Origin of the sequence: Curtobacterium sp. MWU13-2055 (assembly GCF_023242305.1) — a bacterium.
Classification (GTDB): domain Bacteria; phylum Actinomycetota; class Actinomycetes; order Actinomycetales; family Microbacteriaceae; genus Curtobacterium.
In genome coordinates this window covers 647,997-668,174 of record NZ_JALLIO010000001.1, presented here as the reverse complement: position 1 = coordinate 668,174, position 20,178 = coordinate 647,997, and the positions used below count along the sequence as shown (strand labels likewise).

Annotated in this window: 17 protein-coding genes; 15 read left to right on the top strand and 2 right to left on the bottom strand. The window is 73.2% G+C overall.

Going from position 1 to position 20,178, the window contains the following annotated elements; genetic code table 11:
- Positions 1-2 precede the first annotated feature (2 nt).
- Positions 3-1,001, bottom strand: coding sequence for a carbohydrate ABC transporter permease (locus M4960_RS03025; protein WP_111085648.1), 999 nt, complete (start codon positions 999-1,001; stop codon positions 3-5).
- A 134-nt stretch (positions 1,002-1,135) separates the two neighbouring features.
- Here M4960_RS03025 and M4960_RS03020 point away from each other — a divergent pair, with 134 nt between their 5' ends.
- Both M4960_RS03020 and M4960_RS03015 read left to right on the top strand, forming a co-directional pair.
- Positions 1,136-2,416, top strand: coding sequence for an ROK family transcriptional regulator (locus tag M4960_RS03020; RefSeq protein WP_248703415.1), 1,281 nt, complete (start codon positions 1,136-1,138; stop codon positions 2,414-2,416).
- Positions 2,417-2,509: 93 nt separating this feature from the next.
- Positions 2,510-3,319, top strand: a complete 810-nt coding sequence (locus tag M4960_RS03015) for a DUF1684 domain-containing protein (protein WP_248703414.1) — start codon at positions 2,510-2,512, stop codon at positions 3,317-3,319.
- A 181-nt stretch (positions 3,320-3,500) separates the two neighbouring features.
- Here M4960_RS03015 and M4960_RS03010 read toward each other — a convergent pair whose 3' ends face one another.
- Positions 3,501-4,061, bottom strand: coding sequence for a histidine phosphatase family protein (locus M4960_RS03010; RefSeq protein WP_248703413.1), 561 nt, complete (start codon positions 4,059-4,061; stop codon positions 3,501-3,503).
- Between the two features lie 62 nt (positions 4,062-4,123).
- Between M4960_RS03010 and M4960_RS19575 the strand changes: the two genes are divergently transcribed.
- The 13 genes from M4960_RS19575 (at position 4,124) to M4960_RS02945 (ending at position 19,902) form a co-directional block, all read left to right on the top strand.
- Positions 4,124-5,608 carry a reverse transcriptase family protein gene (locus M4960_RS19575; RefSeq protein ID WP_248703412.1) on the top strand — a complete coding sequence of 495 codons (1,485 nt, stop codon included), beginning with the start codon at positions 4,124-4,126 and terminating at the stop codon, positions 5,606-5,608.
- Between the two features lie 95 nt (positions 5,609-5,703).
- Positions 5,704-6,924 (top strand): acyl-CoA dehydrogenase family protein, encoded by a 1,221-nt coding sequence (locus tag M4960_RS03000; RefSeq protein WP_248703411.1) that lies wholly within the window; start codon positions 5,704-5,706, stop codon positions 6,922-6,924.
- A 164-nt stretch (positions 6,925-7,088) separates the two neighbouring features.
- Positions 7,089-7,925, top strand: coding sequence for an LLM class flavin-dependent oxidoreductase (locus M4960_RS02995; protein ID WP_248703410.1), 837 nt, complete (start codon positions 7,089-7,091; stop codon positions 7,923-7,925).
- Entirely contained in the window at positions 7,922-9,199 is a 1,278-nt protein-coding gene (locus tag M4960_RS02990; protein ID WP_248703409.1) for an NtaA/DmoA family FMN-dependent monooxygenase, read from the top strand. The genes M4960_RS02995 and M4960_RS02990 overlap by 4 nt, the downstream gene beginning before the upstream one ends.
- 230 nt (positions 9,200-9,429) lie before the next feature.
- Entirely contained in the window at positions 9,430-9,822 is a 393-nt protein-coding gene (locus M4960_RS02985; protein ID WP_248703408.1) for a carboxymuconolactone decarboxylase family protein, read from the top strand.
- Positions 9,823-9,832: 10 nt separating this feature from the next.
- Positions 9,833-11,038 (top strand): LLM class flavin-dependent oxidoreductase, encoded by a 1,206-nt coding sequence (locus tag M4960_RS02980; protein WP_248703407.1) that lies wholly within the window; start codon positions 9,833-9,835, stop codon positions 11,036-11,038.
- Positions 11,035-12,471, top strand: coding sequence for an NtaA/DmoA family FMN-dependent monooxygenase (locus M4960_RS02975; protein WP_248703406.1), 1,437 nt, complete (start codon positions 11,035-11,037; stop codon positions 12,469-12,471). Before M4960_RS02980 ends, M4960_RS02975 begins: the two co-directional genes overlap by 4 nt.
- Positions 12,468-13,490: an LLM class flavin-dependent oxidoreductase gene (locus M4960_RS02970; protein ID WP_248703405.1), complete on the top strand. Its 1,023-nt coding sequence runs from the start codon at positions 12,468-12,470 to the stop codon at positions 13,488-13,490. The genes M4960_RS02975 and M4960_RS02970 overlap by 4 nt, the downstream gene beginning before the upstream one ends.
- Positions 13,487-14,557: an ABC transporter permease gene (locus M4960_RS02965; RefSeq protein WP_248703404.1), complete on the top strand. Its 1,071-nt coding sequence runs from the start codon at positions 13,487-13,489 to the stop codon at positions 14,555-14,557. The genes M4960_RS02970 and M4960_RS02965 overlap by 4 nt, the downstream gene beginning before the upstream one ends.
- On the top strand, positions 14,554-15,447 hold the full coding sequence (locus tag M4960_RS02960; RefSeq protein WP_248703403.1) for an ABC transporter permease: 894 nt from the start codon (positions 14,554-14,556) through the stop codon (positions 15,445-15,447). Before M4960_RS02965 ends, M4960_RS02960 begins: the two co-directional genes overlap by 4 nt.
- Positions 15,444-17,081, top strand: a complete 1,638-nt coding sequence (locus M4960_RS02955) for an ABC transporter ATP-binding protein (RefSeq protein WP_248703402.1) — start codon at positions 15,444-15,446, stop codon at positions 17,079-17,081. The genes M4960_RS02960 and M4960_RS02955 overlap by 4 nt, the downstream gene beginning before the upstream one ends.
- Positions 17,078-18,733 (top strand): ABC transporter substrate-binding protein, encoded by a 1,656-nt coding sequence (locus M4960_RS02950; protein ID WP_248703401.1) that lies wholly within the window; start codon positions 17,078-17,080, stop codon positions 18,731-18,733. The genes M4960_RS02955 and M4960_RS02950 overlap by 4 nt, the downstream gene beginning before the upstream one ends.
- Positions 18,730-19,902 carry an LLM class flavin-dependent oxidoreductase gene (locus M4960_RS02945; protein WP_248703400.1) on the top strand — a complete coding sequence of 391 codons (1,173 nt, stop codon included), beginning with the start codon at positions 18,730-18,732 and terminating at the stop codon, positions 19,900-19,902. The genes M4960_RS02950 and M4960_RS02945 overlap by 4 nt, the downstream gene beginning before the upstream one ends.
- Positions 19,903-20,178: the final 276 nt, after the last annotated feature.

Below are 20,178 nucleotides of genomic sequence, written 5' to 3'. Positions count from 1 at the left end.
GGTCACTCCCCGGTCACGTCGTAGTTGACGAAGCGCTTGGACAGCCAGTACACGAGCCCGGACAGGATCATGCCGGCCAGGAACAGCAGCACGGCCATGGCGCTGGCGAACCCGAGCTGCGCGTAGCTGAACGCGTTCTTGTAGAGGTAGAGCATGTAGAACAAGGTCCCGTTGTCCGGGCTGCCGAGTCCTCCGGTGCCGGACGAGATCACGTACGCCTCGGTGAAGACCTGCAGGCCGTTGCTGATGCCGGTGATCAGGTTGAACAGGATCACGGGGGAGAGCAGCGGCAGCGTCAGCGCGAAGAACTGCCGGAGCGGTCCGGCCCCGTCGACGCGAGCGGCTTCGTACAGGGTCTTCGGGATCCCGCGCAGCCCGGCGAGGAAGATCAGTGCCGCGTTGCCGGCACCCATCTGGGCGAGTGCGACGATGACGAGCTTCGCCGTGGTCGGGTCGCCGAGCAGGTTCGTCGCCGGGATCCCGACGAGCTTCATGACCTGGTTGACGAGGCCGGTCTGCGGGTTGACGAGCACCACGAAGATGAACGCCAGCGCGAAGGTCGGGATGAGCGACGGGATGTAGAGGGCCGTCCGGTACCAGCCGATCTCGCGGACGTCCTGGTTCATCGCGATGGCGATCACGATGGCGATGACGATCCCGACGGGCACCGCGATGACGGCGTAGAACAGGGTGTTGCCGACCGCGGTGTGCACGAGCGGGTCGATGAACGCGGCGACGTAGTTGGCGAACCCGACCCAGGTGATGTCGGCCATGCCCGAGTACCGGGTCAGGCTGATCGCGAACGAGTAGATCAGGGGGTAGGCGATGAACACCAGCACGCCGAGGATCCACGGCGAGATGAACGCGATGCCGACGCGCAGCCGGCGCTTCTCGGCCGGGGTCCACGGATGCTTCTCGCGTGGTCGTCGACGGACCGCGACGTCACCGCCCGTGCGCGTCCGTGGTGGTGCAGTGGTTCCGGATCGTGCGGTCGTCGTCACGAGCGTCCCTTCCGACCCCGTGCCACGCCGGTGTGGCACGGGCGAATCTGTCGTCGGACGGGCGAACCGATCGCACCGTCGCGGTTTCAATCCAATTGATTGACAAATTCGTATGACCAGAGATGCTAGGGACCATGTCCGAGCCGCGTCAACCCCTTCCTGACACCGTGGTGCAGGGCAGAACGGGCGGCACGAACCTCGTGCGCGTCGGGGTCCAGAACCGTGCGCTGGTGCTCGATCTCGTCCGTCGCCGGGGACCGTTCGCCCGCGCCGAGCTGATGCGTGCGACCGGGCTCAGCGCGCAGACGGTGTCGAACATCGCGGCCGGACTCGTGGCAGCGGGACTCGTGCGCGAAGCACCGGGCGGCGGGCGACGACTCGAGGTCGTCGCGGGGTCGCGGTCGGCGATCGGGGTCCACCTCGACCCGGCGCACCTCGTCGTCGTGCGCACCGACCTGACCGGAGCCGTGCTGGCCGTCGAGCACGTCGACCTGGACGCGACGGACGACCCGGCGCGGACGCTCGACACGATGGCGGCGGCGGTGCACCGGGTCCGCGGCGACGGCAGTCGGGCCCGTTCGCGCACCGGCGTGCCCGCCCCTGCCGGCATCGGCCTCGCCGTCCCCGGCTCGATCGACCCCGACGGCGTCCGGATGGGCACCCCCGCGCAGTTGCCCGCCTGGTGGTCGTTGCCGGTCACCGACGAGCTCACCGCCCGGACGGGGCTGCCCGTGCGGCTCGAGAAGGACGGCGTCGCGAGCGCCCTCGGCGAGGTCTGGTCCGCTGCCGGTGCCGACGACCTGGTCTCCGTGTTCCTCGGCCACGGCATCAGCGCCGCGACGGTCGCCGCGGGCGAGGTGGTCCGCGGCGCGACCGGCAACGCCGGCGAGTTCGGTGGCATGCCCGTCGAGGCGCACGGGCGCTGGACCGAGGTCTGGGAAGCCTGCCAGCCCCTGCAGCAAGTCCGGCGCGGGATCGACGCCGGGCTGCTCCCCAGGGGCATCCCGCTCGACCGCGCCAGCGACGTCCGGCACGCGTTCGAGCGGCTCTGCGCGACGCCGTCCGCAGCGCCGCTGGTCGCCGAGGCCGGTGCCGCCCTCGGATCCGCGCTCGCCCACGTCGTCGAGTTGCTCGACGTGCCACGCGTCGTGATCGGTGGCAGCGCGGCCCTCGCCGGCGGCGACGTCTTCATCGCGGCCGTCCGCGAGCGGCTCGCGGTCCGGCTGCCGAACGGACCGTTCCCGACGGTCGCAGCGACCGCCTTCGGCGAGGCCTCGGTGGCCCGTGGCGCCGCCTGCGCGGTGCTGCAGGCCGACCTCGCCGTGCCTGCCCCCGTCGGCCGCGGCGCCGGCGTCGGTACGGGGCGTCGACCGGGAGGCCCGGTGCACGTCCGCAGCATCGCCCACCCCTGGTGAGCGGGACCGTCCAGGGCCTCGGGTCGGCCGTGCGCGTGACGTCGCGCGACGGGGACGTCGCGTTCGCGGCCCGGGCGTCGTAGCGTCGGGGGCATGAGCACGACGACGCCGACCGCACCCGACTCCAACACCGAGTGGGCGGCCTGGCACGACGCCCACGAACGAGCCCGGGCGAGCGAGCACGGCTTCCTCGCCATCACGAGCATCCGGTGGCTGACGAGCACGCCCGAGCGGTTCGACGACGTTCCGGGCACGTGGTCGACGGGCGAGGACGGACCCGTCGTCGAGCTCGCGGACGGCGAGACCATCACGGTCGACGGGCAGCCGGTCACCGGCACCCACCGCTTCGGACCACTGCCCGAGCGCTCGAGCACGAACGTCGTGTGGCAGGACGGCGACGAGACCGTCGTGATCGAGGTCGCCCGTCGTGGCGGCAGTGACGTCATCCGGCCCCGGCACCCGGGCAACCCGACCCGGACCGAGTACCCCGGCACCCCGACGTACGAGCCGTCGGACCGGTTCGTCGTCGACGCGCACTTCGAACCGTTCGACGAACCGCGCGAGGTCACCGTCGGCTCGGTCGTCGACGGGCTGCAGCACGTGTACGCAGCGCCGGGCGTGCTCACCTTCGACCTCGACGGGCCGCGGTCGCTGCTCGCGTTCAACGGGCACGGCGACGGTCTGCACGTCCTGTTCACCGACCGCACCAGTGGCGTCACGACCTACGCCGCGAACCGGAGCCTGGACATCGCCGCCCCGGATGCCGCCGGCGCGACCCGGATCGACTTCAACCGCGCGACGAACCTGCCGTGCGCGTACACCGCGCACGCCACGTGCCCGCTGCCGCCGGCCGAGAACCGGCTCGACGTCGCGGTCGAGGCGGGGGAGCGGCTGCCCGCCTGACCGGTGTCGCTCGGGGCCGCGCACTCCCGCCCCGGTCGACGCCGAACGACGAGGTCGATGTCGTACGACGTCGAGGACGTCGTACGTTGCGCGCGCGGGTCGTTGCAGCCGCGCGGGACCGACAGGGCCGATGTCGTGCGACGTCCACGGTGTCGTTCGGCGTCGGCGGTCGGCGTGCGCGTCAGCCTGAGGGCACGCGCTGCCAGGTGCTCGTCGCCCGCCACTCCTGCGCATCGAAGGCGAACACGCTGCCCATGCCCGGCTGGTCGAGCGCGCGTGACACCGGCGCTCCCGTCAGGTCGGCGAGGAGCAGCGCCCCGACCGCACCGTGCGACACGATGGTCGCGTCGCCCGCCGCAGTGAGCCGCCGGACCGCTCCGACGATGCGGGCCTGGGCGTCGACGGCCCGGGCCCATCCGCGGACCGATCGGGTCGGTTCCGCGAAGAACCGGTCGACGACACCCTCGAACTCGGCCGGCGGCAGGTAGCCCGTCGCGCTGCGGTCGATCTCGCCGAGCAGGGGATCCTGCGCGGGCACGAGCCCGACCGCGGCCCCGAGCAGCTCGGCGGTCTCGACGGCCTTGCGCTCCGTGCTCGACACGAGTGTCCGGACGCCCGGATCCCAGGCCAGCGGACCCGACCGCGCTGCGCGTGCGCGTCCCGCGGCGGAGAGCCCCCACGACTCGATCGGCTCGGCGGGTTCCACGACGACCTCGGCGTGGCTCAGGAAGTACGAGACCATCCGGCGATCCTGGCACGGACCGGGGTGGTGCGCGCGTCGGGGGCCAGCCGTAGGGTGAGCGCGTGGAGTTCCCGGGGGAGGCGGCCGGCGCGCGTGACGCGTCGACCTCTCCGGGGTCACCCCGGGGCACGCAGGACCAGCAGGACGACACGCCCCGAGCAGGCGAGCGCGCTCCGCGCGCGCCGCTGCACGGAGGCACCGACAGGTCCTCCGGGAACCCCACGCCCCTCTCCGTCGTCACCGCGGCGCTGGCAGATGCGTTCCTGACGGCCGAGCGGTGGGAGCCGGACGAGCTGACGGCCGTCGGGTACGTGGTCGTCGGCGTCGAGCGCGCGTACGTCGGGCTCGCGGTCGCCGCCGCGCTCGAGGCGTACCCCCGGCCACCGGTGGACGCTCCGCGCCAGCTCGCCGCCGTGCTGGCCGTCGCACCCCGGCTCGTGGCGCTGCACCGGTCGCGCGAAGACCGCCGACCGGTCCGCGTGCTCGTCCGCCGGGCCACCGCGGTGCGTGCCCGTCCGGAGACCGCGAGTCCGTTGCTCGTCGACACCCTGCCCGAGCTCGCCCGGGCACTCGACCTCACCGTCGGCCGGTTGCTCTGGCTCGCCGACACCCGCGCGTGGAACCGTCGCTCCGGGCCTTCGAGCCCGCTCCACCACTACCGGCACGAGTGGATCACCCGACCCGGTCGAGCACCGCGCCTGCTCGAGAAGCCGATGGACGTGCTCCGCCGCACGCAACGGACGATCCTCGACGAACTCCTGACGATGCTGCCCGTGCACGACGCCGCGCACGGGTTCGTGGCCGGCCGGAGCGTCGTCACGGGAGCGGCCGTGCACACCGGCCAGCAGGTCGTGGTCACCGCCGACCTCACGACGTTCTTCGCGAGCGTCAGCGCCCCGACGGTCTACGGCGTCTTCCGGGCCGCTGGGTTCGCTGAACCGCTCGCGCACGTGCTGACCGGGCTGTGCACCCACCGGGTTCCGGTGCACGTGCTCAGCGCGATGCCCGCCGGTGGCTCGCCGGAGGAGCGCCACGCGCTCCGCCAGGCGCTGGCGACGGCGCACCTGCCCCAGGGGGCACCGACGTCGCCGGCGCTGGCGAACACCTCGCTCCGGCACCTCGACGCCCGGCTGGTCGGGTGGGCCGGCGCCGTCGACGCGGTGTACACCCGCTACGCCGACGACCTGACGTTCAGCGGGGGAGACCAGCTGGCCGCGCGACCGGACGCGTTCCTGCGGGGCGTCGACCGGATCGTGACCGAGCAAGGGCACCGCCTCAACCCGTCGAAGACCCGGGTGCGGCGCCGCGGGGTCCGGCAGTCGGTCACGGGCGTCGTCGTCAACGAGCGGACCTCACCAGGGCGCCGCGAGGTCGACCGGCTGCACGCCGTCCTGCACAACGCCGCGGTGCACGGGCCGGCCTCGCAGAACCGTGCGGGACACCCGGAGTTCCGGGCGCACCTGCTCGGGCGCATCGGGTGGGTCGAGCAGGTCAACCCGAGCCGGGCCCGACGGCTCCGCGAGGAGTTCGCGCGCATCGTGTGGTGAGGCCGTCCGCGCACCGTGTGACGTCCGGTTGCGCCCGGTTGCCCCGCGTTGCGGCGCCCTGCCGCGCGCCGTGCGCACCTGGGTAGCGTGCCGCCATGTGTCCGAGTGAGCTCCCGGCCGACGACCGCTACGACGCGCTGATCGCGCCGCTCCGGCCCGTCATCGAGCGGATCGGTCTCGACGCCCGCCAACGGGAACGCGAGGAGCGTCTCGCCACGGACCAGCTCGGCTGGCTCGTCGACGCCGGCTTCGCACGGTGGCGGACGCCGGTCGCGTGGGGAGGCGTCGGTGCCCGTCTGTCCGACGTCTTCCGGGCGATCGCCGAGATCGCCGAGGTCGACCCGAACCTGGCGCACGTGTGGCGGAACCACTTCTCGTTCGTCGAGGACCGCGTGCACGCCGAGGACACCGCGTTCGACCGTGCGATCGTCACGCGGCTCGGCGACGGCGACTTCGTCGGCGGCGGGTGGAGCGAGTCGCCGAACACGACCGGGGTCGACCTCACCACGCGGATCGTCCGTGACCCGGACGGGTCCTGGCGGTTGACCGGTCGGAAGTTCTACTCGACGGGCAGCGTGTACGCCCGGTGGATCACGGTGCTGGCGGTCGACGACACCGGCGCGAAGTCCGTCGCGCTCGTCGACGCTTCCGACCCCGGTGTGCTGATCGGCGACGACTGGGACGGCTTCGGCCAGCGGATCACCGGCAGCGGGAGCGTGACCTACACCGACGTGCCGGTGCCCGACGAGCGGGTGCTGCCGTACGCGACCCGGTACCCGTACCAGGAGCAGTACTACCAGACGGTGATGCACGCGATCCTGGTCGGCATCGGCCGCGCTGCCCTGCGCGAGGGCGTCGAGGCGCTGCGGTCCCGGGCGCGCGGACACCACAACGGCACCGCGGCGGATCCGACCCACGATCCGGAGCTGCTGGGCGTGATCGGCACCGTCGACGCCCGGGTGCACGCCGCCGACGCCGCGTTCGCCGCGAGCCTCGGCCCGGTGGACGCGGCCGTCGACCGGCACACCGCCCTGCGTGCGGCCGGTGCGGACGCGTCGACGGACCCGGCGCTGCGGGCGGCGCTCGAGCGCAGCTGGGTCGCGGTGGCGCGCGCCCAGACCATCGTCACCGACGCCGTGCTCGACGCGACGACGCTCGTGTTCGACGCGCTCGGGTCCTCGGGGACGTTCCGCTCGCTCGGCCTCGACCGGCACTGGCGGAACGCCCGCACCCTGGCGTCGCACAACCCGCGCGTGCACAAGCGCCGCATCGTCGCCGACCTGCTCGTCAACGGCGCGAGTCCGCTGGACCGCTGACGGCAGACCGCTTCGCCGTAACGGACCGTCACGGGGCGCAACCCGCCGACACCTGCGTGCAGCGGGCCGAGGTGAGCACCTACGGTCGGTGCACCGGCTCGCCACGGACGCTGGGGAGGTGACCGTGGCGGGCCGTTCTGCGCACCTCGAACGGGAGGACCACCGTGACCACCGCGCCCAGCGCCCCCGCACCACTCGTCGTCGCCGTTCCGGACACGGACCTCGCCGCGGCGGCCGCCACACCCGGCGGCATCGCCCGACTCGCGGTTCGCATCGTCGGTTCCGGAGCCGCCGTCGTGGCGATCGGCACCGACCGCCTCGACGCGGCGACGAGCACCGGCCACCGGCTGGACCCGACGACCGCGGCGCTCACCCTCGGCCGTGCCCTGCCGGAGCACGGGTTCCTCGTCGCCGTGGCACCGACCCGCGAGCACCCGTACAACGTCGCCCGCCGGGTGCTCTCGCTCGACCACCTCCTGGACGGCGGGGTGGGCATCGTCGTCGGCGCCCGGGACCACGGCGCACCGAGCACCGGAGCCCCGAGCACCGGAGCCCCGAGCACCGGCGCACCGCACGACCCTGCCGAGTTCGCCCGGGTGCTCCGCGGGCTGTGGCGCACCTGGCCGCTCGACAGCATCGTCGGTGACCGCGCGTCGGGTGTCTTCGCGCACACCGACCGGATCCGACCGCTCGACCACGACGGCGGACCGGACGGCTACCGCGTCCGGGGACCGCTCACGACGCCGTCGAGCCGGCAGGGCGAACCCGTCCTCGCGGTCTGGCACGACGTCGACGTGCCCGGGGCGGACCTCGTGCTCGGGGGCGCGGCGCACCCGCTCGCACCGCTGCCGGGGGCGACGGACGGGGCGGAGCCGCACCGGGCCTCCCGGTCGACCGTGACGCGACCTCCACGACCGACGCGACCGACGCGACCGACACGTCCGACGCTCCGCGCCCTGCTCGGGCTGGCCGTGCCGGACGCCGCGGCGGTGACCGCGTGACGGGCGCAGGCGGCGACGCCGGCCTGATCCTCGGCGTGAACCTGCAGGGGTTCGGGCAGCGTCCGGCGGCCTGGCGCACCCAGGACGTCGACCCGACCGACCTGCTCACGGCGGCGTTCTGGGGCGACCTCGGGCGCACCGCCGAACGCGGCCTGCTCGACATGGTCTTCTTCGCCGACCACCCGGCGTTCGGCGACCCGAACGTCCGCGCCTACGGGTTGCTCGAACCGTTCGTGGCGCTCGGGGCGATCGCCGACGCGACGAGCCACCTCGGGTTGGTCGGCACCGCATCGACGACGTACAACGACCCGTTCGACGTCGCCGAGCGGCTGCTGTCGCTGGACACGGTGTCCGGCGGGCGCGTCGCCTGGAACGCCGTCACCACCTACGACCGCTCGGTCTCCGCCAACTTCGGTGTCGCGACGAACCCCGCCCGGCCCGAGCGGTACGCCCGCGCGGGGGAGTTCGTGGACCTCGTGACGGCGCTCTGGCGGTCCGCCGCGACGGGGGAGCCGGTCGTCCACCACGGCGAGTTCCTCGACCTCGAGGGCGTGCTCCGGGTCCCACCGTCGGCGCAGGGGCACCCGGTCGTGTTCCAGGCCGGGGGATCGCCGCACGGTCGTGACCTGGCGGCGCGGGTCGCCGAGGGCGTCTTCGCCGTCGAGCTGACGCCGGAACCCGCCCGCGAGCACCTGCGTGCGGTCAAGGTCGCCGCCGAGACGTACGGCCGGAGCGCAGCCGACGTCGCCGTCGTGCCCGGACTGTCGCTCGTGCTCGGCAGCACCGAGGCCGAGGCGCAGCGCCGGTTCGACGAGCTCGAGGCCCTCGCGCCGGACGGTTACTCGCTCCGGGCGCTCGGGACGCACCTCGACGCCGACCTGTCGGTGCTCGACCCGGACGCGCCGATCCCGTCGGCGATCCTCGACCGCGAGGTCGACCCGGTCACCTACGGGCCCTCGCTCGGCTACCACGAGACGGTCGTGCGGTGGGTGCGCGCCAACAACACCTCGTTGCGGGACGTGCTCCGGGGCTTCGGCGGGTACGGCGCCCGCATCGTGGTCGGCACGCCCGAACAGGCCGCCGACACCATCGAGGACTGGTACCGCACCGGTGCCGCCGACGGCTTCAACCTGATGATCGACGAGTTCCCGCGGGGCCTCGAGACCGTCGTGGACGAACTCGTGCCGATCCTGCAGCGCCGCGGGGTGTTCCACCGGTCGTACGAGGACGTGACGTTGCGCGGGCGGTTCGCGGCGCGCGCCCGGGGGCTCTGACCTCGCACCGTGCGCGGTCGGCGCCGAACGGTGCGAGGTTCCGGAGACCGTGCGATCCGCGCGGCCTCGCACCGAGTACGGAACCGCGCACCACACCGGCGACCGGCGCCCGGCGCCCGCGTGACGCCGTGTGACACGGGGCACCGCCGCCCGTGTCACACGGCGACACCGCCGGTCACGGTCCGCAACACCCGTCGCCTCGGGGCCCCGACCGCCCTAGCGTCGCCGACATGACCGACTACCTCGACCGCGAGCAGGACAAGACCTTCACGAAGGTCTACAAGCAGCAGACCCCGGACATCCTCAAGGCCTTCGTCCAGTTCGACGAGTCGGTGTTCCAGGCCGAGGGCCGCGCGATCCCGCTCAAGTACCGCGAGCTCATCGCCCTCGCCGTCGGCATCACCACGCAGTGCGTCTACTGCATCGACGGCCACAGCCAGCGCGCGGTGACGGCCGGTGCGACCGAGGCCGAACTCGCCGAGGCTGCCTGGGTCGCCACCGCGATCCGCGCCGGCGGCGGGTTCGCGCACGGCCGACTCGGCTTCAAGTTCGGCGCCGACGCGACCCCCGCCCACGCAGCCCCAGCGGACCCGGCCGCCGCCCACGCCGCGCACACCCACTAGGAGGACTGCCATGCCCGACCGCATCACCCTCGTCACCGCACTGCAGGGCGCCGGCTGGCACCCCGCCGCCTGGCGCGTCGCCGGCCCGGCCGCGCAACGCCTGTCGAGCCTCCGGCACTGGCGCGACGTCGTCGTCGAGCAGGACCGGCTCGGCATCGACGCCGTCACCATCGAGGACTCGTTCACCGCGGGCCCGACGGCTGCCGACCACGACGTCGACACCACGACCGTCGTCGGACGGCTCGACGCCCTCCTCGTCGCGAACGCGGTCGCCCCCGCGACCCGCGCCGTCGGTCTGGTGCCGACCGTCTCGGTGACGCACACCGAGCCGTTCCACGTCGCCACGGGCCTCCAGACCCTCGACCACGTCTCGCTCGGGCGAGCCGGGTGGCGGATCCAGGTGAGCCCGACGACCCGCGAGGCGGCCCTGTTCGGCCGCCGCCTCGGCGGCGACACCGCCGCCGACCTGTTCGACGAGGCCCGCGAGGCCGCCGAGGTCGTGTCGCGCCTCTGGGACAGCTGGGACGACGACGCGATCATCCGCGACGTCACGACCGGCCGGTTCATCGACCGCGACCGGATCCACAACGCCGAGTACGCGGGCCGCCACCTGTCCGTGCACGGCGCGTCGATCGTGCCGCGGTCGCCGCAGGGCCGGCCGCCGGTCTTCGCCCTGGCCCACCGTGCCGACGCTGCCGCGTTCGCCGTGGACGCTGCGGACGTCGTGCTGGTCACGCCCGGGTACCAGGGCCGGGAGGCCCGTGACCTGGTGGACGAGGTCCGTCACCTCGAGCAGGTGGCCGGGTCGGACGTCCGTCGCCCGGTCCTCGCCGACCTCGCGGTGCTGATCGGGTCCTCGACCGCTGCCGCGGTTGACGAGCTCGCCGCGCTCGACGCCGCTGCCGGTGCCCCGTACGCCGTCGGCTCCGGGTCGGACACGTCCGTGCTCGCGACGACGGTGCCCGAACTCGTGTCGCTGATCGGGGACCTGCGGGGCCTCGGCTTCGCCGGCGTCCGGCTCCGCCCCCTGCGCATCCCGATCGACAGCACCGCCATCGCCAGGCAGCTCGTCCCCGCCCTCGTCACCGCCGGGCTCCGCGCCGACGTGGCGTCCCGTCCCACCGCCGACCTGCGCACGCGGCTCGGCATCGCCCCGGCGGTCAGCCGGTACGCGTCCGCACCCGCCGGTTCCGTCTCCGTGGAGGTCTCAGCATGAGCACCAAGCGTCAGGTCCACCTCGCCGCACACTTCCCCGGCGTGAACAACACCACGATCTGGAGCGACGACCGCGCCGAGAGCCAGATCGCGTTCTCGTCGTTCGAGCACTTCGCCCGCAACGCCGAGCGCGGGTTCTTCGACTTCCTGTTCCTCGCCGAGGGCCTGCGGCTCCGCGAGCAGAAGGGCCGCGTCCACGACCTCGACGTCGTCGGGCGTCCGAACACCCTCGCGGTCCTGGCTGCCCTGGCCGGGGTCACCGACCACATCGGGCTGGTCGGCACCCTGCAGACGACGTTCAACGAGCCCGTGGAGCTCGCGAAGCAGCTCGCCACGCTCGACCACCTGACCGACGGTCGTGCCGGCTGGAACGTCGTGACGAGCTCGGACGCGTTCCACGGCGCGAACTTCCGCCGCGGCGGGTTCCTCGACCACGCCGACCGGTACACGCGCGCCGCTGAGTTCATCGCGCTGTCCCGCGAACTCTGGGACTCGTGGCAGGCCGACGCCGTCGTCGCCGGCACCGCCGCGGTCGGCGCGCCGGCGGACGGCGTGTTCGCCGACCGGTCGCGCATCCGCGACGTCGACCACCACGGCGCGCAGTTCGACGTCACCGGCACGTTCCCGGTGCCCCGCAGTCCGCAGCGGCACCCGGTGATCGTGCAGGCCGGTGACTCCGACGAGGGGCGCGACCTCGCCGCCACGAACGCCGAGGTGATCTTCTCGCTGCACACCGAGTTCGACGACGCGCAGGCGTTCTACCGCGACGTGACCGAGCGGCTCGAACGGGTCGGACGATCGAAGGACGAGCTGCAGATCCTGCCCGGCGCGACGTTCGTGATCGGGTCGTCGGCGGAGGACGCCGAAGAACGGTCGAACGCCATCCGTCGTGCCCAGGTCAGTCCGGCCACGGCGATCGCGTTCCTCGAGCAGGTCTGGAACCGCGACCTGTCGTCCTACGACGTCGACGGCCCGCTGCCGACGATCGAGCCCGACTACGAGGGCAGCGCGATCACCCGCGGGCGCGCACGGCACACCCGCGACGTCCCCGCCCTGGTGCGGTCCTGGCGGGACCTGGCCGAGGCCGAGCAGCTGTCGATCCGCGACCTCGTCATCCGCGCCTCGACCCGCGGCGGGTTCGTCGGGACGGCGTCGCACATCGCCGCCGAGATCGACCGGTACGTGCAGGAGCGCGCCACCGACGGGTTCGTCGTCGTGCCGCACACCAACCCGTACGGCCTCGACGAGTTCGTCGACACGGTCGTCCCGCTGCTGCAGGAGCGCGGTGTCTACCGGCAGTCCTACGACGAGGGGGCGACCCTCCGGCAGACGCTCGACCTGCCCGGCACGATCCGCGACCGTTCGGCCGCCGCTCGCACGGCCGCTGCGGCAGGTCCGGCGCGTGCGGCAGCGTCCGCCGGGGTGCTCGCGTGACGGTCTCGAGCCTGGCGATCCTCGTCCCCGGCAACTTCGAGGACGACGCCCCCGTCGACGGCCTCGAGGCCACCCTCGACCTCTTCGCCACGGCGGAGCGGCTCGGCGTCGACGGCGCCTGGGTCCGGCACCGGCACCTCGAGCACGGCATCGGCTCGGCCGCGGTCTTCCTGGCGGCGGCGTCGCAGCGCACCACGTCCATCGAGCTCGGCGTCGCCGTCGTGCCGATCGGGTGGGAGAGTCCCTTCCGCCTGGCCGAGGACTTCTCGCTCGCCGACGTCCTGGCGCACGGTCGGCTGCAGGTTGGGCTGTCCACCGGGTCGCCGCACGCCGAGATCCTCGGCGACCTGGTGTTCGACGGCGACTGGCGCGCGTTCGACCGCGGGTACGGGCGGGTCTCCCGGTTCGTGGAGAACCTGCGCGGTGCGTTCCTCGGCGCGGACGACACCGTCATCCAGAGCCCCGGAAACGTCCAGCGCCCCCGGTTGCAGCCCTACGCGCCGGGTCTGGTCGACCGGGTCTGGTACGGCGGCGGGTCGCTCCGGTCGGCCTCCTTCGCCGGCAGTTCCGGGCTCAACCTGCTGCTCGGCAACCTCACCTCGGGCGAGGGCACCGACGACTACGGCACCGCCCAGCGGAACCAGCTCGCGGCTTACCGCGCCGCGCTGCCGACCGGCCGAACGCCCCGCGTGGCCTGGGGCCGGTGCGTCGTACCGACCGACTCGGCCGACCGGGTCTCGCGCGAGCGGTACCGCACCTGGTACGAGTCCCGTCTCGCACGGCAGACCGCGCCCCAGGGACCGCGCCGGACCCTGTTCTCCGCCGACCTGGTGGGGCCCGCCGAGCAGATCGTCGAGCAGCTCGTGCACGACGCCACGCTCGCCGAGGTCGACGAGTTCCGGATCGAGCTGCCCTACGAGTTCGCCGGTGACGAGTACGAGCAGATCGTCTCGGACGTCGTGGCGAAGGTCGCACCGGCGCTCGGGTGGACGCGCGCCCGGACGGCGGTGGCTGCATGACCCGCTACGTGCTCTCCCGCATCGGCCAGGCCGTGCTCGTGCTCTGGGCGGCGTGGACGATCTCGTTCTTCGTCCTCTACGTGCTGCCGAGCGACCCGGCCCGCATCATGGTCGGCCCGGACGCCACCGACATCACGGCGGCGCAGCTCGACGCGCTCCGGCACCAGTACGGCCTCGACCAGCCGGTGCTCGTGCAGTACGTCCAGCACCTCGGCGCCCTGCTCACCGGCGACCTCGGTCGCTCGATCGGCGTCGGTCGACCGGTCGCCGACGTCATCGGCGAAGCGATCGCGCCGACCGCCCAGATCGCGGTTGCCGGCCTCGTGCTCGCGATCGTGTTCGGCGGCGGGATCGCGGTCCTCGCGACGTGGACCCGGAACCGATCCCTCGGCCAGTTCCTGCTCCAGCTGCCCCCGATCGGCGTCGCCGTCCCCGGGTTCTGGTTCGCGCTGCTGCTGGTGCAGTGGTTCTCGTTCGGGCTGCACGTGTTCCCGGCGTTCGGTGGCGAGGGCCCAGCGTCGGTCGTCCTGCCGGCGATCACCCTGGCGCTGCCGACCGGTGCCACGATCGCCCAGCTGCTGTCGAAGTCCCTCGTCCAGACGCTCCGTGAGCCGTACGTGGACACCGCGTACGCCAAGGGTGCCGGGCGGTGGCGGGTACAGCTCCGGCACGCGCTCAAGAACGCTGCGCTGCCCGCACTCACCGTGACGGGACTCATCGTCGGGCAGCTGTTCTCCGGCACCGTCGTCACCGAGACGGTGTTCTCCCGCCCGGGCCTCGGCCGGGTCACCGCCACCGCCGTGCAGCAGCAGGACATCCCCGTCGTGCAGGGCATCGTGCTGCTCGCCGCCGCGGTCTTCGTCGTCGTGAACCTGGTCGTCGACCTCGTGTACCCGCTGCTCGACCCACGCGTCGTCGTCGCCGGCAGCCGTCGGAAGCTCCGCGACCACGACGGAGCGACACCGGGAGCGACGCCCGGCGCCACCCCGTCCGGCACCATCCCGTCCGGCGGGACGCCCGGCACCAGCCCGTCCAGCGCCACCGAACCGAAGGCGGTCCCCGCATGACCGAGACCACGCAGCTCGCGATCGGCCGTCCCGCGTCGCTCGTCAGCGACCGCGTCCCCGGCGGCACGACGACAGCGCTCCGCGCGCTCGTCGCCCGTCCGACGCTCACCATCGCCATCGTCTGGCTCGCCCTCGTCGTCCTCGCCGCGCTCCTGCCCGGAGCGCTCACCCACCACGACCCGCTCGCCGCCGACCCGGCCGCCAAGCTCACCGCTCCCGACGTCGCGCACTGGTTCGGCACCGACCAGCTCGGCCGCGACCTGTACGCCCGCGTCGTGCACGGCACCGCGCTCACGCTGCAGGCCGCGGTCCTCGCGATCGTCATCGGCCTGGTCGGCGGCTCGCTCGTCGGGCTCGTCGCCGGTTTCGTCGGCGGGGTCGTCGACGCCGTCCTCATGCGCGTCGCGGACGTCCTGCTCGCGATCCCGAGCCTGCTGCTCTCGCTGACGATCGTCACCGTGCTCGGCTTCGGCACCGTGAACGTCGCGGTGGCGGTCGGCGTCGCGAGCATCGCCACGATCGCGCGCATCATGCGCTCCGAGGTCGTCCGGGTCCGCACCGCGCCGTACGTCGAGGCGGCGAGCGTGAACGGCAACCGCTGGTGGCGCGTGCTGCTCGTGCACGTGCTGCCGAACGCGGCCGGTCCCGTCCTGGTGCTCGCCGCCCTCGAGTTCGGCACCGCGATCCTCGCCGTCTCCAGCCTGAGCTTCCTCGGCTACGGCGCGCAGCCGCCGCAGCCCGAGTGGGGTTCCCTCGTCGCCACCGGGCGCGACTACATCGCGTCCTCGTGGTGGCTCACGACCATCCCCGGCCTGGTGATCGCCGTCACGGTGCTCGCCGGCAACCGCGTCGCCCGTGCGCTCGACACCGAACGGAGGGCCGTCCGATGAGCCTGCTCAGCATCCAGGACCTGACCGTCACCTACGGCCGCGGCAGCAGTGCGCGCACGGCCCTCCACGGCGTCTCGCTCGAGGTCGGCCGCGGCGAGCGCGTCGCCATCGTCGGCGAGTCCGGTTCGGGCAAGTCGACGACGGCGCACGCGGTCCTCCGGCTCCTGCCCGCAGCGGCGGACCTGACGGGAGGCACGGTGCGGCTCTCCGGGGCGGCCGACGGATCCGGGGACCTCGACCTGGTCACCGCGACCGACCGCCAGGTGCGGTCCGTGCGCGGCGTCCGGATCGGCTTCGTGCCGCAGGACCCGACGGTGTCGCTCAACCCCGTGACGCGGATCGGCACCCAGGTCGCCGAGGTGCTCCGGATCCACGGACTCGCCACCGGCGCCGAGGCCCGGGAACGCGCCGTCGAGGAGCTCCGCCGTGCCGGCATCGACCGACCCGAACTCCGCGCGCGGCAGTACCCGCACGAGCTGTCCGGCGGGATGCGGCAGCGGGTGCTCATCGCGATCGCCCTGATCGGCGACCCCGAGCTGCTCGTCGCGGACGAACCGACGAGCGCGCTCGACGTCACGGTCCAGCGGACGATCCTCGACCACCTGGACCGGCTCGTCGCCGAACGGGGCACGAGCGTGCTGTTCATCACGCACGACCTCGGGGTCGCCGCCGACCGGGCCGACCGCATCGTCGTGATGTCCGAGGGGCGGATCGTCGAGCAGGGCACCCCGGCCGAGGTGCTCGGCGCACCCCGTGAGCCGTACACGCGCGCGCTGATCGCAGCGGCGCCCAGTCTCGACGACGTGACCGCGTCCGTGGGACTTGCCACGGGCCTCCCGTCCGGACGCCCCGACCCACTCGTCGTCGCGACCGGACTGCGGAAGTCCTTCGACCGCGTGACCGCCGTCGACGGGGTGGACGTGACCGTCCCGCGGGGCCGCACCCTGGCGCTGGTGGGGGAGTCCGGGTCGGGCAAGTCGACCACGGCACGCCTCGTGCTCGGACTCGAACGCCCGGACGCCGGCAGCGTGCGGTTCGACGGCGCCGACGTGGGCGGAGCCCGCGGTGCGGCGCTGCGGGCGTACCGGCGGCAGGCGCAGATCGTGCAGCAGAACCCGTACGCGGCGCTGCACCCGCGGCTGTCGGTGGGGGCGGTGATCGCGGACCCGCTCGCGGCCTTCGGCATCGGCACCCGGCGGTCCCGTACGGCTCGGGCGGCGGAGCTGCTCGACCTCGTCGCGCTGCCGTCGTCCGTGCTCGGTCGTCGACCGGCGGAGCTGTCCGGCGGACAGCGGCAGCGTGTGGCGATCGCCCGCGCGCTCGCACTCGACCCGTCGTTCATCGTCCTCGACGAACCCGTCTCCGCCCTCGACGTGTCCGTCCAGGCGCAGATCCTCGACCTGCTCGCGGAGCTGCAGTCGACGCTCGGCGTCTCCTACCTGTTCATCTCGCACGACCTCGCCGTCGTCCGTCGCATCGCGCACGAGGTGTCCGTCCTGCGGGGCGGCCGCGTCGTGGAGCACGGCGACGTGGCGCAGGTGCTGCACGACCCGCAGCACGAGTACACGCGCGCACTGCTCGACGCGATCCCGGGACGATCCCGGCGCGTCCCCACCACCGAAGGAGTCTCATGACCACCCACCGCACCCCGTTCCGTCTGGTGGCCGCGATCGCGGCCGGCACCGCGGCGGCCCTGGTCATGGCGGGCTGCTCGTCGGGCGGTACCGCGTCGACGTCCTCGTCGTCTTCGTCGTCGAAGCCCGTCGACGGCGGCTCGCTCACCTACGCCATCGCGAACGACCCGATCACGCTCAACCCGACGGGTACCGGCGCGGGCAACGACACGCTCGCGATCACCCGGCAGCTCGTCGACTCGCTGCTCTGGCAGGACCCGTCCGACGGCTCGCTCAAGCCCTGGCTCGCGACGAAGTACTCGGCGAACGCCGACGCCACCGCGTTCACGTTCGACCTGCGCTCCGGTGTCACGTTCTCGGACGGCACCGCGTTCGACGCGACGGCCGTCAAGGACACCTTCGACGACATCGCCTCGGCCGGCGCATCGAGCACGGCCGCCGCGTACTTCTCCGGCTACGAGGGGACGAAGGTCGTCGACGACGACACGGTCGAGGTCGACTTCGGGGCGCCGAACGCCGCGTTCCCGAACGCCACGTCGTCGGTCGCCCTCGGCATCGTCGCCCCGACGACCACCGAGACCCCGTTCGAGGACCGCGCCGACGGGAAGGCCGTGATCGGGACCGGACCGTTCACGCTGCAGTCGTACACGAAGAACACGTCCACGATCCTGACGAAGCGAAAGGACTACGACTGGGGTCCCGCAGCCCGCGGCGGCTCCGGGGCAGCGCACCTGTCGAAGGTCACGTTCCAGGTCGTGCCCGAGGCGAGCGTCCGCACCGGCAGCCTGCAGTCCGGGCAGCTCGACGCGATCAGCAGCGTGCAGCCGAGCGACGTCGACACCCTGCAGGCGCAGTACGACCTCGTCACCCGCGCCAACCCCGGCCAGGTGTTCGGGCTGACGTTCAACCAGAAGCGGCCGATCGTGTCGGACCTCGCAGTCCGGAAGGCGATCGCACAGGCCGTCGACCCGAAGGCGGTCCGCGACACCTCGCTGAACGACTTGTTCAAGGTCGCGAACTCGGTCCTCGGGTCGACGACGCCCGGGTACGCGGACACGTCGTCGGGCTCGGCCACGTCGTCGGGTTCGGCCGCGTACGACCCCGCCGCAGCGAAGAAGGCGCTTGACGCCGCCGGCTGGGAGAAGGGCTCCGACGGCATCCGCTCGAAGGACGGCACGAAGCTGCAGCTCAAGCTCGTCTGGATCACGAACTTCGGACCGAACCAGACGTCCCTCGAGCTGATCCAGCAGGAGCTGAAGAAGGTCGGCGTCGGCGTCACGCTCGAGAGCGGGACCGTGCCGCAGTACCTCGCCAACCTGACGAGCGGCGACTGGGACCTGTCGTGGGACAACAGCTCGCGCGCCGACGGTGACGTCCTGCGGTCGAAGTTCTCCAGCTCGGGTGCCCAGTCGATCGGTGCATCGGACAAGACGCTCGACGCGCTCTTCACGAAGGAGCTGTCGCAGTCGTCGGCGTCCGACCGGTCAGCCACCTTCGGGGAGATCCAGCAGCGCATCGCGTCCCAGGTCGACTTCGTCCCGGTGCACGAACTCACCAGCATCATCGCGCCGGCGACGGACGTGCACGGCATCGTCTTCGGGGCCGACACCCGGCTCGACCAGCTGACCGGCGCGTGGAAGGACGCCTCGTGAGCGCCGCACGCTCCGTCCCGCTCTCGGTGCTCGACCTGGTGCCGGTCACCGCCGGGTCGTCCGCAGCCACGGCGCTGCACCGCACCGTCGACCTCGCCGTCGCTGCCGAACGTGCCGGGTACGCCCGCTACTGGCTCGCCGAGCACCACCTCAACCCCGGTGTCGCGGGCAGCGCGCCGAACATCGTGATCGGAGCGGTCGCCGCGGCCACGTCGACGATCCGGGTCGGCAGTGCGGCGACGCTCGTCGGCAACGTCCGCGGGCTGCAGATCGCCGAGACCTTCGGCACCCTCGCGGCGCTGTACGGGCCGCGGATCGACCTCGGGCTCGGCCGTTCCGGGGCGCCGGCACCCGGAACCCCCAAGCCGCCGTCGCTCGCGCCCCGTTCGGACGAGGTCGTCGACGGACTGCTCGTGCCCGCGCCGTTCGACTTCCACATCGCACCGGGCAGCCGGTTCGCCCTGCAAGGGGAGCTGCTCGGACGCGTCCCCGGTGACGTCGACCGGTTCGAGGGCGAACTGTCGCTCATCCGGGCGCTGTTCGCCGGCACCTGGTCGCGGGACGGCACCGTGGTCGAGGCGCCGCCCGCCGCCGGAGCCGAGGTCGAACTGTGGATCCACGGGTCGACCGGCGGTGAGAGCGCCCGGGTCGCCGGAACACTCGGACTGCCGTACGGCGCGAACTACCACACGTCGCCCGGCACGGTCCTGGCGTCGGTGCAGGCCTACCGCGACGCGTTCCGCCCGGGGGTGCTCGACGCACCGCACGTCATCGTGTCGGCGGACGTCGTCGTCGGGCGCACCGAGGCCGAGGCCGCGGAGCTGTCGCTCGGGTACGCGGAGTGGGTGCACTCGATCCGTTCCGGCGTCGGGGCGATCGAGTACCCGACGCCGTCCGCGGCACTGGCTGCGCCGCTCGCTGCGGCGGAGGCGGCGTCGGTCGCCGATCGGCTCGCCACCCGGTTCGTCGGCGATGCTGCGGCCGTCGCGGACCGCCTCGGGGTCCTGCAGCGGGCGACCCGCGCGGACGAGCTCCTGGTGACGACGATCACGCACGACCACGACGCCCGGGTGCGTTCGTACGAGCTGCTCGCGGCGGAGTGGGCGGCGCGGGGTGCGGGTGCTGGTGCTGCGCGTGCGGGTGCCGCGGTGGGTGCCGGGGTGCGCTGACCGTACTGGTCCGTGTCGACCCGGAACGACGAGCTCGACGTCGCGCGACATCGGGCTCGTCGTTCGTGCGCGCGTGCAACCGGTGGCGCGCGGAAGGAGCGACACCGTGGTCGTCGTGCGACGTCGACGATGTCGTTCGGGGTCGGTGCGCGTGCGGTCCGTGCGCGTGCATGTTCCGACGATCCACCCGTTGATCGCCAGGTGGATCGTCGTCTCTTGCACATGCATCGAGTGCGCGTGCATGTTCCGACGATGCACGCGTCGATCACCTCGTGG